The 14,843-nt window shown below is 29.2% G+C and carries 13 protein-coding genes; all 13 read left to right on the top strand.

Annotated elements, in window-relative coordinates:
• Nucleotides 1-8: 8 nt before the first annotated feature.
• Nucleotides 9-1,295, top strand: a complete 1,287-nt coding sequence (gene yfmH, locus IC218_RS08805; RefSeq protein WP_227432404.1) for an EF-P 5-aminopentanol modification-associated protein YfmH — start codon at nucleotides 9-11, stop codon at nucleotides 1,293-1,295.
• Between the two features lie 369 nt (nucleotides 1,296-1,664).
• On the top strand, nucleotides 1,665-2,411 hold the full coding sequence (gene lgt / locus IC218_RS08800) for a prolipoprotein diacylglyceryl transferase (protein WP_227482904.1): 747 nt from the start codon (nucleotides 1,665-1,667) through the stop codon (nucleotides 2,409-2,411).
• A gap of 29 nt (nucleotides 2,412-2,440) precedes the next feature.
• Nucleotides 2,441-3,376 (top strand): 16S rRNA (cytosine(1402)-N(4))-methyltransferase RsmH, encoded by a 936-nt coding sequence (gene rsmH / locus IC218_RS08795; protein WP_227432406.1) that lies wholly within the window; start codon nucleotides 2,441-2,443, stop codon nucleotides 3,374-3,376.
• 277 nt (nucleotides 3,377-3,653) lie between these two features.
• Nucleotides 3,654-4,235, top strand: a complete 582-nt coding sequence (locus IC218_RS08790; protein WP_413927243.1) for a TVP38/TMEM64 family protein — start codon at nucleotides 3,654-3,656, stop codon at nucleotides 4,233-4,235.
• Between the two features lie 196 nt (nucleotides 4,236-4,431).
• Nucleotides 4,432-4,779 carry a hypothetical protein gene (locus IC218_RS08785; RefSeq protein WP_227432407.1) on the top strand — a complete coding sequence of 116 codons (348 nt, stop codon included), beginning with the start codon at nucleotides 4,432-4,434 and terminating at the stop codon, nucleotides 4,777-4,779.
• Between the two features lie 11 nt (nucleotides 4,780-4,790).
• Complete coding sequence (locus IC218_RS08780) at nucleotides 4,791-6,770, top strand: stage V sporulation protein D (RefSeq protein ID WP_227432408.1); 1,980 nt, start codon at nucleotides 4,791-4,793, stop codon at nucleotides 6,768-6,770.
• Between the two features lie 167 nt (nucleotides 6,771-6,937).
• On the top strand, nucleotides 6,938-8,311 hold the full coding sequence (locus tag IC218_RS08775) for a UDP-N-acetylmuramoyl-tripeptide--D-alanyl-D-alanine ligase (RefSeq protein WP_227432409.1): 1,374 nt from the start codon (nucleotides 6,938-6,940) through the stop codon (nucleotides 8,309-8,311).
• A 40-nt stretch (nucleotides 8,312-8,351) separates the two neighbouring features.
• Complete coding sequence (gene mraY, locus IC218_RS08770; protein WP_227432410.1) at nucleotides 8,352-9,320, top strand: phospho-N-acetylmuramoyl-pentapeptide-transferase; 969 nt, start codon at nucleotides 8,352-8,354, stop codon at nucleotides 9,318-9,320.
• An 18-nt stretch (nucleotides 9,321-9,338) separates the two neighbouring features.
• The gene (gene murD / locus IC218_RS08765; protein WP_227824216.1) at nucleotides 9,339-10,694 is read left to right on the top strand and encodes a UDP-N-acetylmuramoyl-L-alanine--D-glutamate ligase; all 1,356 of its coding nucleotides are present in this window, start codon (nucleotides 9,339-9,341) and stop codon (nucleotides 10,692-10,694) included.
• A gap of 51 nt (nucleotides 10,695-10,745) precedes the next feature.
• Entirely contained in the window at nucleotides 10,746-11,876 is a 1,131-nt protein-coding gene (gene spoVE / locus IC218_RS08760; protein ID WP_227432412.1) for a stage V sporulation protein E, read from the top strand.
• A gap of 17 nt (nucleotides 11,877-11,893) precedes the next feature.
• Complete coding sequence (gene murG, locus IC218_RS08755) at nucleotides 11,894-13,111, top strand: undecaprenyldiphospho-muramoylpentapeptide beta-N-acetylglucosaminyltransferase (protein ID WP_227482901.1); 1,218 nt, start codon at nucleotides 11,894-11,896, stop codon at nucleotides 13,109-13,111.
• Between the two features lie 269 nt (nucleotides 13,112-13,380).
• Entirely contained in the window at nucleotides 13,381-14,121 is a 741-nt protein-coding gene (locus tag IC218_RS08750) for a cell division protein FtsQ/DivIB (protein WP_227482900.1), read from the top strand.
• 22 nt (nucleotides 14,122-14,143) lie between these two features.
• Nucleotides 14,144-14,842 carry a DUF881 domain-containing protein gene (locus IC218_RS08745; RefSeq protein WP_227824215.1) on the top strand — a complete coding sequence of 233 codons (699 nt, stop codon included), beginning with the start codon at nucleotides 14,144-14,146 and terminating at the stop codon, nucleotides 14,840-14,842.
• The last annotated feature ends 1 nt before the right edge of the window (nucleotide 14,843 follow it).

Here is a 14,843-nt window from a genome sequence, read left to right as displayed (position 1 = left end):
AGATGTCTATGGAAAAAATAGTTAATGATATATTAAGAGAAGAAGTTTATTATGAAAAATTACAAAATGGCTTAGATGTATATTTTATGCCAAAGAGAGGCTTTACAAAAAAATATGCTATTTTAGCTACTAATTATGGTTCAAATGACTTAGAATTTATTCCAATAGGAGAAGATAAAAAGATTAGAGTAAATGAAGGAATTGCACATTTTTTAGAACATAAGATGTTTGAACAACCTGATGGAGGAGATGCTTTTGAAAAATTTTCTAAATTAGGTGTAAGCGCAAATGCATTTACTAACTTTACAATGACAGCATACTTATTTTCAGCTACGGAAAATTTTTATGAAAGTTTAGAGCACTTAATTGATTATGTTCAAACACCTTATTTTACAGATGAAAATGTTGAAAAGGAAAAAGGTATAATAGCACAAGAGATAAAAATGTACAATGATGATCCAGACTGGAATGTGTATTTTAATTGTCTAAAGGCTATGTATGTAAATTATCCTGCTAGAATTGATATAGCTGGTACAGTAGATAGTATATATAAGATAACTAAGGAAGAACTATATAAGTGTTACAATACTTTCTATAATCCAGGAAATATGGCTTTGTTTGTTGTAGGTGATTTGGATGTAGAAAAGGTAATAGATGTAACTAAAAAAGCAAACAATTATGATGTGGATAAACTTTCTAAGAATATAGAAAGATTTTATCCTGAAGAACCAGCAACTGTAAAGGAAAAAGAAGTTATAGAAAAGTTTCCTATATCTATACCTATGTTTAACATAGGTTTTAAAGATAATAATGTAGGTGTAAAAGGAAAAGAACTTTTACGTAAAGAAATTGTAACTGATATACTTATAGGTATGTTATTTAAAAAGGGCAGTAAACTTTATGAAGATTTGTATATGCAAGGTCTAATAAATGAAAATTTTGGAGCTGGATTTTCATCTCAAGTAGACTATGCTTTTAGCGTAATTGCTGGAGATTCTAAGGAACCTAAAAAAGTAAAAGAGATAATTCTTGAATATATAGAAAGAGCTAAAAAAGAAGGATTATCTAAAGAGGAGTTTGAAAGAACTAAAAAGAAAAAAATTGGTTCATTTATTAAATGTTTTGATTCTATAAACTTTATAGGAAATAGTTTTATATCTTATATCTTTAAAGATATAAATATATTGGATTATTTAGATATTATTAAGGATGTTGCTTTTGAGGAAGTTGAAGAGAGATTAAAAGAACACTTTAAAGAAGAGTATTGTGTTATTTCTATTGTAGAACCTAAGTAGAACGTTTGAATATTACAAATAAGTAGCTAAAGGCCAAATAGTTAATTTTGATACTTGTTTTATTTAGGTAGCAAGTGATTTTGTTGAATATACTTATACAAATTAAGTTAGTAAAAATTAAATATTATTAATAAAAATTTGTAGAGAGATTGGTGTATAATATACACCAATTTCTTTGCTTGTAAATAATTTATGCATAATTTTGTTGAGACAGCATGTATAATATATTTTAAGTATTTGTAGAATCAACATCAATATGTTTTGTAGAATTAACATTAATATGTTATCATAATTTAGTATAATTACAATTAATTGTAAACATGGTGTATTGCTTTGGAAATATTTTAATTAAGATAAAGAGGTGGAGTTATGGATAGAGTCGCATTTACACTGTTTGGGATAGACATAATGTGGTATGGAATACTTATGGCTAGTGGCATGATTTTGGGAACTTTAATAGCAATAAAAGAGTCGAAAAGAGTTGGGCTTAAAGAAGATGATGTATTAAATATAGCTATCATAGCAATTCCTGTTGGATTAATATGTGCAAGAATATATTATGTTATATTTAATTGGAGTTATTATGCTCAAAATCTATTTCAAATACTTAATTTCAGAGGTGGCGGACTTGCTATACATGGAGGGTTAATAGGTGGAATCTTAGCTGGCTATATATACACTAAGGTTAAAAATATTAATTTCTTAAAAATGGCTGATACTGTCATACTTGGAATGCCTTTAGCACAAGCTATAGGAAGATGGGGGAACTTTATTAACGGAGAAGCTCATGGAGGTACAACTAATTTACCATGGGGAATAATGGTTGATGGAGTAAAGGTTCATCCAACTTTTCTATATGAGTCTATATGGGATTTTGGAATATTTATAGTTTTATTATTGTTTAGAAAAAATAAAAAATACGAAGGACAAGTTATAGTGACTTATATAACCCTTTATTCAATAGGAAGATTTTTTATAGAAGGACTAAGAACAGATAGTTTAATGTTAGGACCACTTAGAATGGCTCAAGTGATAAGTTTAGTTGGTGTTATTGGTGGTATAATAGCACATATTTATTTATCAAAGAGAAATAAAAGCAACAGTATTGAAGAATAATTTAAATAGTAAGTTTGAAGGAGGTAGTTATGGAATTTCATCATGTATCAGTTCTTTTAAATGAATGTATAGAAAATTTAAAGATAAAACCAGATGGAGTATATGTTGACTGTACTATGGGTGGTGCAGGACATTCCAAAGAAATAGTAAAAAAATTATCAGATAAAGGATTATTTATAGGGTTTGACCAAGATAAAAATGCTATAAATACAGCAAGAGAAAGATTAAGTGAATATGAAAGCAGAGTAAAATTTGTTCATAGCAATTTTGAAAATATAAAAGAAGAATTGGAAAAAATCGGAGTTTATAAGATAGATGGTGTATTAGCAGATTTAGGAGTTTCATCTCATCAACTTGATGAAGCTGAGAGAGGATTTTCTTATATGCAAGATGCACCACTTGATATGAGGATGGATGTTAGGTGTGAATTTTCAGCATATGATGTTGTAAACACTTATGCAGAAGATGAGCTAGCTAAGATAATTAAAGATTATGGTGAAGATAACTGGGCTAAACGTATAGCTAAATTTATAGTTGAGGAAAGAGTGAACAAACCAATAGAAACTACAGGTGAATTGGTTGATATAATTAAAAAAGCTATTCCTAAAAAAGCTAGAATAGATGGGCCTCATCCAGCTAAAAGGACTTTTCAAGCTATACGAATAGAAGTAAATAATGAACTTGGAGTAATTACAAAAATGATAAATGATGCCTCTTCTATAATGAATGAAGATGGTAGAATTTGTATAATAACATTTCATTCGTTAGAAGATAGAATAGTAAAGAATGCATTTAAATATCTCGCATCAGATTGTATATGCCCACAGCATTTACCAATATGTCAATGTGATAAAGAATCTGAAGTAAAAATAATAACTAGAAAACCAATATTACCTAGTGCTGAAGAAATAGAAGTAAATCCACGTTCAAGAAGTGCTAAATTGAGAGTAGCGGAAAAAATATAATTTATATAGTTTGAGAGTAAGGACTAGCGATGTAATAAAATAATAAACTTCTTAATTATAGTTAAAACCTATTATAGTTTTTATTAGAATAGAAAACAACTATGATATAATCGACAATATAGAAAAATATTTTCTGTTATAATATAACTAAAGTAGATATTAGGAGTGGAGAAAAATAGAGAATAAGCATAAAAAATTATTAATAAAAATTTGTATTATATTGGGGGTATTTGGTATTTACTTTTTTATACCTCCTGTTAAAAAAATGGTAAATCAGATGATATTTTATCTGAGTATGTTAAATCTAGATGCAATTAAGGAGTACATATTATCATTTGGAGTTTGGGCACCGATAATATCATTTGCACTTATGATATTACAATCAATAGCTGCACCTCTTCCTGCATTTTTAATTACTTTTGCAAATGCAGCCTTATTTGGATGGGTAAATGGTGCTATACTGTCATGGATTAGTGCAATGGCAGGTGCTGCAATTTGTTTTGTAATTGGAAGATTTTTAGGTAGAGATGTAGTTGTAAAACTTACAAGCAAATTTGCACTAGAAAGTATAGATGGTTTTTTTGATAAGTATGGAAAACATACGATTTTAATTGCAAGATTGCTTCCTTTTATATCTTTTGACCTTGTGAGCTATGCAGCAGGTCTAACATCCATGAGTTTTATATCTTTCTTTATAGCTACTGGAGTAGGACAATTACCAGCAACCATTGTATATTCTTATGTTGGTGGTATGTTGACTGGTGGAGCTAAAGTCATGATGACAGGACTTTTAATATTATTTGCTTTAAGTGTATTGATTTATATGTTAAAGAAAATATATAGTGATAAAAATAAATAAAAATTAGTGTAAAATCTATAGGTTTGAATTCAAGAATTAGTGAATCTATAGATTTTTTGTTGTGTATAGAAAAAATTACAAATAGATTGTGTAACAGTGTATTAATTTAGCGATGAAATTTTAAAGGAAGAGATATGATTAATAACAAATATAGTATAGAGGAAAATCTAAAAATCTATATTATCGGGGTGATAATTTGAAAAAAAATTATAAAATACATAATCTAAATGAATATAAAAATAAAAAAAAGAATAATTATAAAAAGAGAATTAATAAAAAAATAGGGGCTAAATGTATTTTATTGATTACAACTTTCGTAGTAATAATATTGAATCTATGTGGTTATTCAAAAATTTCAGAAATGAAATATGATATTCATTATTTACAAAAAGATTTAAGAAAAAAAGAGATAGTACTAGAGGAACTAAAGGCAAAAGAAACTGAAAAAACATCAATAAAAGAAATTGAGTTAAAAGCAAAGGAATTGCTCAATATGGACTATCCAAAAGATGGACAAATAAAGTATATAAATGTGGATAACTAGGGGGAATAGGTTTGAGAAAAGTAAAAAGGATAAGCAAAAAAAGACTGGTACTTGTTCTTGTTTTAGCATGTGCACTGTTTTTTTGCCTTGTTATTAGGACTGGATACCTACAACTTATGAAAGGTAATTGGTTGAGTACAAAAGCATTAGAACAACAAACAAGAGATATACCTATAGAGCCTAAAAGAGGAACTATATATGATAGAAACATGAAAGAATTGGCAGTAAGTGTAACTAAATATACAGTTTGGTGCAAACCTGTAGAAGTTGAAGATAAAAAAGAAGCGGCTGAAAAAGTGGCTGAAATTTTGGACGAAGATTATAAAGATATTTATGCTTTAATAAGCAAAAAAAATATGGCTCTTGTAAAGGTCAAAAGATGGATAGATGATGATAAGGCAAGTAAAATAAGAGATGCTAAATTAGGTGGAATATGGGTAGCAGAAGACAATCAAAGATATTATCCTTATGGAAATTTTGCACCATATGTAATAGGTCATACTTCTTCAGATGCAACAGGGATATCTGGTATAGAGATGCAATATGATAAAAAATTAAAAGGAAAAGCTGGAAAATTAATAGTAAGTACCGATGCTTCAGGTAGAGAAATTCCACAAGGTATGGAAAAATATTATGAACCTGTTCAGGGGAATGGTCTTGTATTGTCTATAGATGAAGTAATCCAACATTATACTGAAAAAGCAGTACAAAAGGCTTATGAAATAAATAATGCAAAGAAAGTCACTGCAATAGCAATGAATCCTAAAACTGGCGATATACTTGCTCTAGCATCAAAACCAGATTATGACCCTAACGACTCAAGAACGCCAATATATCCATATTATCAAGAAGAACTTGAAAAATATAGCGATAAAGACAAAATAAAGGGTTATTATCAAATGTGGAGAAATCCAGCAGTAAGTGATACATATGAACCAGGTTCTACATTTAAACTTATTACATCTTCCAGTGCTCTTGAAGAAGGAGTAATAAAAGATGGTGAGAAATTCACATGTACAGGTAGTGTAACTGTAGGAGGAAGAAAGATTAAATGTTGGAGACACTATAGACCTCATGGAACACAAGAGTTTAAACAAGCAGTACAAAATTCTTGTAACCCTGTGTTTGTTGAATTAGGAAGTAGATTAGGTGTTGGTAAAATGTATGATTATATAGAATCTTTTGGTCTTATGAATAAGACAGGTATAGATTTACCAGGAGAAGCTAAAGGAATATTGTATAATGAAAAAAATGTAGGTCCAGTTGAGTTAGCTACAATATCATTTGGTCAATCAATATCAGTAACTCCAATACAACTTATAACAGCTATATCATCAATAGCAAATGGTGGAGATTTAATGCAACCAAGAGTAGTAAAATCTTATACTGATAACAAAGGTAATATAACTGAGACAGTAAAACCAAAAAAAGTAAGAAATGTTATATCTAAAGAAACATCTAAAAAAATGTTAGAGATTGCAGAGTCAGTTGTAACTGATGGTGGAGGAAAAATTGCATATATACCAGGATATAGACTAGGTGGGAAAACAGGTACAGCTCAAAAGGTTATAGATGGTAAATATGCTCAAGGAAAATATATATGTTCATTCGTGGGAATAGCACCTTGTGATGACCCACAAATTGTAGTTCTTGCTATTGTTGATGAGCCAACAGGAGTAAGTGCATTTGGTAGTACTACAGCAGGACCTATAGTAAAAGAAATAATGAATGATTCTCTAAAATATTTAGGGGTCAAACCAGTATATAAAGAAGAAGAAAAAGCTGAATATGAAAAGAAACAAGTCAAAGTACCAGATGTAAGAAATTTAAAAATTGGGGATGCAGTGAAAGCATTAGAAGATGCGAAGTTAAAACCAAATTTAGATACAGATATAGAAATTCCAAAGGATACAAAAGTAAAGGATGTTTTTCCAAAACCTGGAATAAAAGTTAATGAAGATTCAAGTATAACACTATATTTTGAAAACTAAAAAGTAACAGATAATTAACATATATCCATAAACATCTTCAAAAAAACAGAAATATAGTATATAATTATAAAGTTAAGAGTTATCGTAGGCAATGTATATGTAACGGTATACATTGCCTTTTGTTGCTAAGATAATATAGCTAATGTTTTATAAGGAGGAGTTTGAGAATGGAGTGCTTAACAATAAAGGAGTTAGTACTTGCAACTAATGGAAAGTTAATATATGGAGATTATAATGACTGTGTAAGTGATATAGTTATAGATAGCAGGGAAGCAAATGCACAAAATGCATTTGTAGCCATAGTTGGAGAAAATTTAGATGGGCATACCTTTATAAAGTCTGCATATGATAGTGGATGCAAAACTTTTATAAAAAATGAAAGTAATGGAATAAAATTAGAAAGTTCGGATATAAATTTAATAGAGGTAAAAGATACAACTTTGGCTCTAGGAAATATTTCCAGATATTATAAAGAAAAATTTGACATTCCATTTATAGGTGTTACAGGTAGTGTAGGAAAAACAACTACTAGAGATATGATATATGCAGCTATTTCTGCAAAATTAAACATCTTGAAAAATGAAAAGAACCTAAATAATCATTTTGGGGTTCCTTTGACTTTGTTTAATTTAAATAAAGAACATGAGTGTGCTGTAATAGAAATGGGAATGTCTGGATTTAATGAAATAAAGTATTTGGTGGACATAGTAAATCCTAAAATTGCAGTTATATCAAATATAGGATTGTCACACATAGAAAACCTAGGTTCACAGGAAGGGATTTTAAAGGCAAAGCTGGAGATTGCTTCAAATTTTGATGATACAAATACTTTGATTGTAAATGGCGATGATAAATTTTTATCTACATTAAAAGAAAAAGAGCATGTATATAAGTTAAAAACATTTGGATTTAAGAAAGATAATGACATTTATTGTGAAGATTATACTATGGAAGAAGATAGTTTGACATTTACGTGTGTCATAAATGGAAAAAAAGAGGAAATATTTATACCAACAATAGGAGAGCATAATATATATAATGCTATGTCGGCGATATTAGTTGGCATGAGTTTAAATATTTCTTTGGATTGTATAAAAACAGGTTTAAAAAACTTCAAAGGGACAAAAATGAGATTAGATATAATAAAAAATGAAAGATTAACAATAATTAATGACTCATATAATGCCAGTCCAGATTCTATGGAAGCAGCCTTGAAAATACTTGGTAGATATAAAGGTAGAAAAGTAGCAATACTTGGAGATATGCTTGAGATGGGTGAAATTTCAGAGTATGGTCATAGATTAGTTGGAAAATCATCTATGAATAATACTGATATCATAATAACTATAGGTGAAAACTCAGTGTTTATTGGAGACGAAGCAAAACGATTAGGATTCGATTCATCCAATATATATCACTTTAAAAATAGAGACGATGTATTTAATCGATTAGATGAATTAATAAAAACAGGAGACACTATTTTAGTGAAAGGCTCAAGAGGCATGAAATTAGAAAAAATAGTTGAATATCTAAATAAATAAGCTTAAACTAATGAGTTGATTGACAAGGGAGAGGAGTTTTATGATGTTAGGAATAACAGAGCTTACGTACACCGCATTGATTGCGTTTTTGATAGTAATTATAATAGGACCAATATTTATACCAATGCTTAGGAAATTTAAATTTGGTCAGACAGTTAGAGATGATGGACCTCAAACACATCTAGCTAAGAATGGAACACCGACTATGGGTGGAATTATAATGATTGTTGCAATTCTAATAACTGGACTTACAAGAGTAAAAGTTAGTCATGACATGGCAGTAGGTCTTATATGTATTGCTGGTTTTGGTTTTATTGGTTTTTTAGATGACTTTATAAAAATAAAGCTAAAAAGGTCACTTGGACTAAAAGCATATCAAAAAATAATCCTTCAAGTTGCATTATCTTTTTATGTTGCTTTTTATCAGTATACATCGTCATCAAGTGCTTCGCAACTTATGATACCATTTACAGATTTTGTAATAAATGTTGGAATACTATATATACCAATAATGATGTTTATAATAGTAGCAATAGTAAATGCTGTAAATTTAACTGATGGTCTAGATGGTCTAGCATCAGGAGTGACTTTAGTTGTTTCTGTATTTTTTATGTTGTTTGCAAGTTCAGTTGCAGGCAATACAGAAGTTGCAGTTTTAGCAGCAGCAACTGTTGGAGCATGTCTAGGCTTTTTAGGATTTAATTCATATCCAGCTAGAGTGTTTATGGGAGATACAGGTTCAATGGCATTAGGTGGTGCGGTTGTAGCATTTTCAGTTTTAACTAATTCAGTGCTTATAATACCTATAATTGGAGGCATTTATTTTGCAGAAGCTCTATCAGTTTTAATTCAAGTTGGATATTTTAAAGTAACTAGAAAGAGATTCTTTAAGATGGCTCCAATACACCATCATTTTGAACAATGTGGTTGGCCAGAAACAAGAGTTGTATTTGTTTTTTGGATTATTACAGTTGTTTTAGCTTGGATAAGTATAATAGCAGTATTTTAGGCCTAGGGGGAATAAAAAATGGACTTAAATGGAAAAAAAGTTTTATTAGTAGGGCTTGCAAAAACTGGTATATCTACAATTAAACATTTAGATAAATTAGGAGCAAGTATAATTGTAAATGATATTAAAGATGAAAATAAATTAAAAAACATACTTGATGAATTAAAATCTATAAATGACATAGAATACATATTAGGATGCCATCCAGAGGCTGTAGACGATGTAGATATGGTTGTAGTATCTCCAGGAGTACCATTAGACTTGCCATTTATTTTGAAGCTAAAAAATTCAGGCAAGTATATAATTGGTGAGGTAGAATTAGCTTTTAAATTGTCAAATAATCCAACTTTTATAGGGATTACAGGTACAAATGGTAAGACAACTACAACTAGCTTAGTAGGAGAAATTTTTTCAAGTGCCAAAAAAGATACATATGTAGTTGGTAATATAGGGAATCCTGTAATAGATACTATAGAAACTTCAAATGAAGAATCTATACTTGTAACTGAACTGAGTAGTTTCCAACTTGAAAGTGTGGATGAATTTAGACCTAAAGTAAGTGCAATATTAAATATTACAGAAGATCATCTAAATAGACATCATACTATGGAAAAGTACATAGAAGCTAAATCAAAAATATTTATGAATCAAAATGATGAAGATTTTTGTATATTAAATTATGATGATGAAATAGTGAGAGGCCTAGCTGATAAATGTAATGCCAAAGTAATTTACTTTTCAAGAACTCATAGAGTAAATGGAGGAGTATATTTAGAAAATAATGACATAATAATAGATATAGAGGATAAGATTAAGTTTCTAAATAAAGATGATGTAAGTTTGCCTGGAGGCCATAATTTAGAAAATTGTATGGCAGCAATAGCAATAGCATATGTTTGTAAAGTAGATTTAGAAGTAATAAAAGATGTATTGATGACATTTAAAGGAGTTGAACACAGACAAGAGTTTGTAAGAAACTTAGATAATGTAATATATGTAAATGACTCAAAGGGAACTAATCCAGATTCTACTATAAAAGCTGTACAGTCTTATAATAGACCAATAGTGCTTATAGCAGGAGGAATGGATAAGGGAAGCAACTTTGATGAACTTCTTGAAATTGCAAAATCATATGTCAAATCATTAATCTTATTAGGAGAAACTGCACCAAAGATAGAAAATTGTGCTAAAAATAAAGGATTTAATGACATACATATAGTAAAAGATATGGAGGAAGCAGTTAAGACTTCTCATGAGATTTCAAAAAATGGAGATATAGTGCTTCTTTCACCAGCTTGTGCAAGTTGGGATATGTATGAAAGTTTTGAAGTAAGAGGAAAAGACTTCAAAGATAATGTAAACAATTTAAAATAATCTCTTACCTCTAAACTTACTTAGATGGAAGAATGGAGGTAGATTAGTTGGATGCCTAAAGAAAATTTGAAAAAACAAATTGACATAAGGATGAAGACTGAATTTGATGGAGTAGTATTTTATACTACTATGCTTTTAGTATTTGTAGGAATAGTTATGGTGTTTAGTGCAAGTTTTATACAATCTTCATTTAAACACAATGATGCATACTATTTTCTAAAGAAAAATGTAATATATGCTATACTAGGATTTATAGTTATGATTATTACATCTAGAATAGACTATAATTTTTGGAAGAAAAATGCTACAGCAATTGGAGCTATAGCAGTAGTATTATTATTGTTGGTTTTAACTCCTTTGGGAATAGAAGCAAACGGAGCAAAAAGATGGTTAGGGATAGGTGCTTTAACATTTCAGCCTGCAGAAATTGCAAAGTTTGCTACAATAATATTAACTGCAAAATTGATTGAGAAAAATTATGATAAAATAAAATCTTTGACAAAAGGTGTTGTACCACTTCTCGTAGTTCCAGGAATATTTTTTGCGTTGATAATACTTCAACCAAATTTGTCAACAGCAGGTACTGTAATTCTAGTTACATTTGTAATGATATTTGTTGCTGGAATGGATATGAAAATTGTATTTGCTATGATAGGAAGTGGGGCTGCTTTATTTGCTGCATTAGTAATTGCTGAACCGTATAGACTTAGTCGTGTTACATCTTTTTTAGATCCATTTCAAGACCCACTTGGTAAGGGGTATCAGGTAATACAAGGTTTATATGCATTAGGTTCAGGAGGACTGTTTGGTTTAGGCTTAGGAAAGAGTAAGCAAAAGTATTTTTATATACCAGAGCCACAAAATGACTTTATATTTGCTATAATAGGAGAAGAGTTAGGATTAATTGGTTGTATAATAGTTATAATGCTATTTGTAGCCTTAGTCTACAGATGTGTAAGAATAGCTTTGAAGACTTCTAATGTATTTGCTTGTATGGTTGTCATAGGTATAGGGGCACAAATTGGAATACAAGCAGCTTTAAATATAGCAGTTGCAACATCATCAATGCCAGCTACAGGTGTAGCACTACCATTTATAAGTTATGGAGGTACCTCACTCACCATCTTTATGGGGGCTGTAGGTATAGTGTTGAACATCTCAAAGCATGTCAAAATTAATTAACAGGAGATGATGATTTGATGAAAGTTTTATTATCAGGCGGTGGAACTGGAGGACACGTATATCCAGCTATAGCTATTGCTAACAAAATAAGAGATGAACATCCAGACGCCGAGATAATGTTTGTTGGGACGGAAAAAGGAATAGAATCAGAAATAGTTCCTAAGTATGGATTTGAATTGAAAACTGTAACAGTACAAGGATTTAAGAGAAAAATAGACTTCGATAATGTAAAAAGAGTTTTTAAGCTTTTTAAAGGATTGGAACAATCAAGAAAAATTGTTAAAAAATTTAAGCCAGATGTAGTCATAGGAACTGGTGGATATGTCAGTGGACCTGTTTTATTTAATGCGTCTATGGGAAAAATACCAGCTATAATACATGAGCAAAATTCTTTTCCTGGGGTAACTAATAAGATTTTATCTAAAACAGTTACAAAGGTACTTACAAGTTTTGAAGATTCACATAAAAGATTCCCTGAGGCAGCAGAAGAAAAATTAGTTTTTACAGGAAATCCAGTTAGAAAAGAAATTTTGTTATCAAGAAAAAATATCGCAAGAAAAAATTTAGGAATAAGTGAAGAGAAAAAAATGGTACTTTGCTACGGTGGTAGTGGAGGTTCAAGAAAAATAAATGATGCAATGAGACTTGTCATTAAAAATATGGTAAATGAAGATATAGCTTTTATATTTGCAACAGGAAAAAGCTATTATGAAGAATTTATGGAAAGTATCAGTAATATAAATCTTAAACCATACCAAAAAGTAGTACCTTATTTAGAAGATATGGCAAATGCACTTGCAGCAAGTGATTTAGTTATAGGTAGTGCAGGAGCAATTTCATTAGCTGAAATAACAGCTCTTGGTAAACCTTCTATAATAATACCTAAAGCATATACTGCTGAAAATCATCAAGAGTACAATGCTAAGAGTATAGAGAAGCAAGGGGCAGGGATTGCAATCTTGGAAAAAAACTTAACTCCAGAAAGCCTGAATACAGCCGTATTTAAACTTTTAGGAGATAGAGAACTTTTAGTTGATATGGCAAATGCAAGTAAAACTATAGGTAGACCTGAGGCTATAGACCTTATATATGATGAGATAATAAAGGTATATAACTCAACACAAAAATCAACAGCTAAAAAACCAAAAAAAGAAAAAGCTATTGAGGAAGTAAAGAAAGAAGCAGCTCCAAGTATAGAAGGTCAGGCTAAAGTAATAGGAATAAAGAAACGATAAATAAATATTTACCCCTAATTTATAATATATTAGATTTTCTAAATTATTCTAAATTAGGGGTTTATTTATGTGTATATAAGTTTTAAGTTATAAAATACATATAGTATTTTATATTTATTTTGATGAAATATCAATTTAATCCTCTTTTTTAATGTTTTATTAGATTGTTTTGTAAGAAAATGAGAAAATTTGACTTTAAATATTATATTTTTTTTGTAGGGAATATAAACTCGAAAGGTGTATTTATTAACCAAAGGGGTTGATTGTATTTGAAGAGGAGAAAGAAGCTAAATACGAATAATGTTATGATAGTTTTAGTTTTTATACTTATGCTATCTTTTGGGATATGTATTATTGTAGGGAGTGATTTATTTGATGTAAATAGGATAGATGTGATTGGAAATAAAAGAGTCACCAAGTCAAATATAATGAAAGCGTTAAATGTAAGTTCACATGAAAATATATTTGCATACAATTTTAAAGACATGAAAAGTAAGCTTATGAAAAATCCGTATATAGAAGATGTAGAAATAAAAAGGAAACTTCCAAATAAGATAATTATAAGCTTAAAAGAAAAAGAAATTTTTGCGGTATTAAAGGATGAAGATAACTATTGTTATATAGATAAAAAAGGGAACTTATTAGAGGAATTAAAAGGCACTAATGAAAGTAAAAATGATTTGATAGTGGAAGTAGATTATAGTATTAATGATACAAAATCAATAAAATTTAAAAATTATAAAACTAAAGAGAGTGTATTTAAGACTTTAAATTATTTAAAAGAAGAAGGTATTTATAGAAAAATAAATTATGTAAACTTTAAAAAAGAAGGGAATGTAGATATGCTTACGAGAAGCAATATAAAAATCTTACTTTCTAATGATGATAACTTAGATTATAATATATCTAGGGTAAATAAAATTTTGATTGACCTGCAAAATAAAAATACCAATGGTGGGACTATAAATCTAAATTATGGAAAGCTAGCTGTATATAGTCCAGAAGGATAGACAATTGTAAGGAAGTGATATTTTGAAAAAAAGGTTTATAAATAAGAGTATAATTATAGGAAGTATTGTATTGGGAGTTCTCGTTAGTTTACAACTAAAAATTATTAATATAGAAAATAGAGGAATGACGACTTTTAAGAGAGGCGAGCAACTTACAGAAGAACTTAAATCTCTAAAAAAAGAAAAAGAAAATCTTCAATCAGAAATTAATAGTGTAAAAAAAGATATAGAGACATATAGAGGTAAAAGTGAAAAAGGAGAGCAAGATATACTTAAATCAGAAATAGAAAAATATGAAACTTTAGCTGGATATACAGATGTAGAAGGAAAAGGTATTGAAGTTGAAATAAATTCTACAAAAACTTTAGGAAGCTTTGATAAAAATGACAGTATACTATATAATTATGATTTATTACTGTCAATGATAAATAAATTAAATTCAGCACAAGCAAGTGCCATATCTATAAATAATCAAAGAGTAGTTTCAAATACATATATGTATTTGAAAGAAGATAAACTTTATATGAATGACACTGTTATAAAGGAGCCAATTACAATAAAGGCAATTGGTGATTCTGATACATTAGCTTCTGCGCTCAATATAAAGTATGGTATTGTCTGGGAAATAGAAACGTATTATAATGCAAAGGTAAAAGTAATTAAAGATGATAATGTAAAAATAAATGGACATGGTGATACAGATAAAGTAGAGAGGAAATAAT

Origin of the sequence: Clostridioides sp. ES-S-0005-03, from assembly GCF_020658455.1 — a bacterium.
In the GTDB taxonomy this organism is placed as follows: Bacteria; Bacillota; Clostridia; order Peptostreptococcales; family Peptostreptococcaceae; genus Clostridioides.
This window is presented reverse-complemented; position numbering and strand designations above follow the sequence as displayed.

Excerpts from the sequence above, each read along its gene's own strand:
- yfmH (WP_227432404.1), top strand. The coding sequence starts at position 9 with ATGGAAAAAATAGTTAATGATATATTAAGAGAAGAAGTTTATTATGAA.
- lgt (WP_227482904.1), top strand. The coding sequence starts at position 1,665 with ATGGATAGAGTCGCATTTACACTGTTTGGGATAGACATAATGTGGTAT.
- rsmH (WP_227432406.1), top strand. The coding sequence starts at position 2,441 with ATGGAATTTCATCATGTATCAGTTCTTTTAAATGAATGTATAGAAAAT.
- IC218_RS08790 (WP_413927243.1), top strand. The coding sequence starts at position 3,654 with ATGATATTTTATCTGAGTATGTTAAATCTAGATGCAATTAAGGAGTAC.
- IC218_RS08775 (WP_227432409.1), top strand. The coding sequence starts at position 6,938 with ATGGAGTGCTTAACAATAAAGGAGTTAGTACTTGCAACTAATGGAAAG.
- mraY (WP_227432410.1), top strand. The coding sequence starts at position 8,352 with ATGATGTTAGGAATAACAGAGCTTACGTACACCGCATTGATTGCGTTT.
- murD (WP_227824216.1), top strand. The coding sequence starts at position 9,339 with ATGGACTTAAATGGAAAAAAAGTTTTATTAGTAGGGCTTGCAAAAACT.
- spoVE (WP_227432412.1), top strand. The coding sequence starts at position 10,746 with ATGCCTAAAGAAAATTTGAAAAAACAAATTGACATAAGGATGAAGACT.
- murG (WP_227482901.1), top strand. The coding sequence starts at position 11,894 with ATGAAAGTTTTATTATCAGGCGGTGGAACTGGAGGACACGTATATCCA.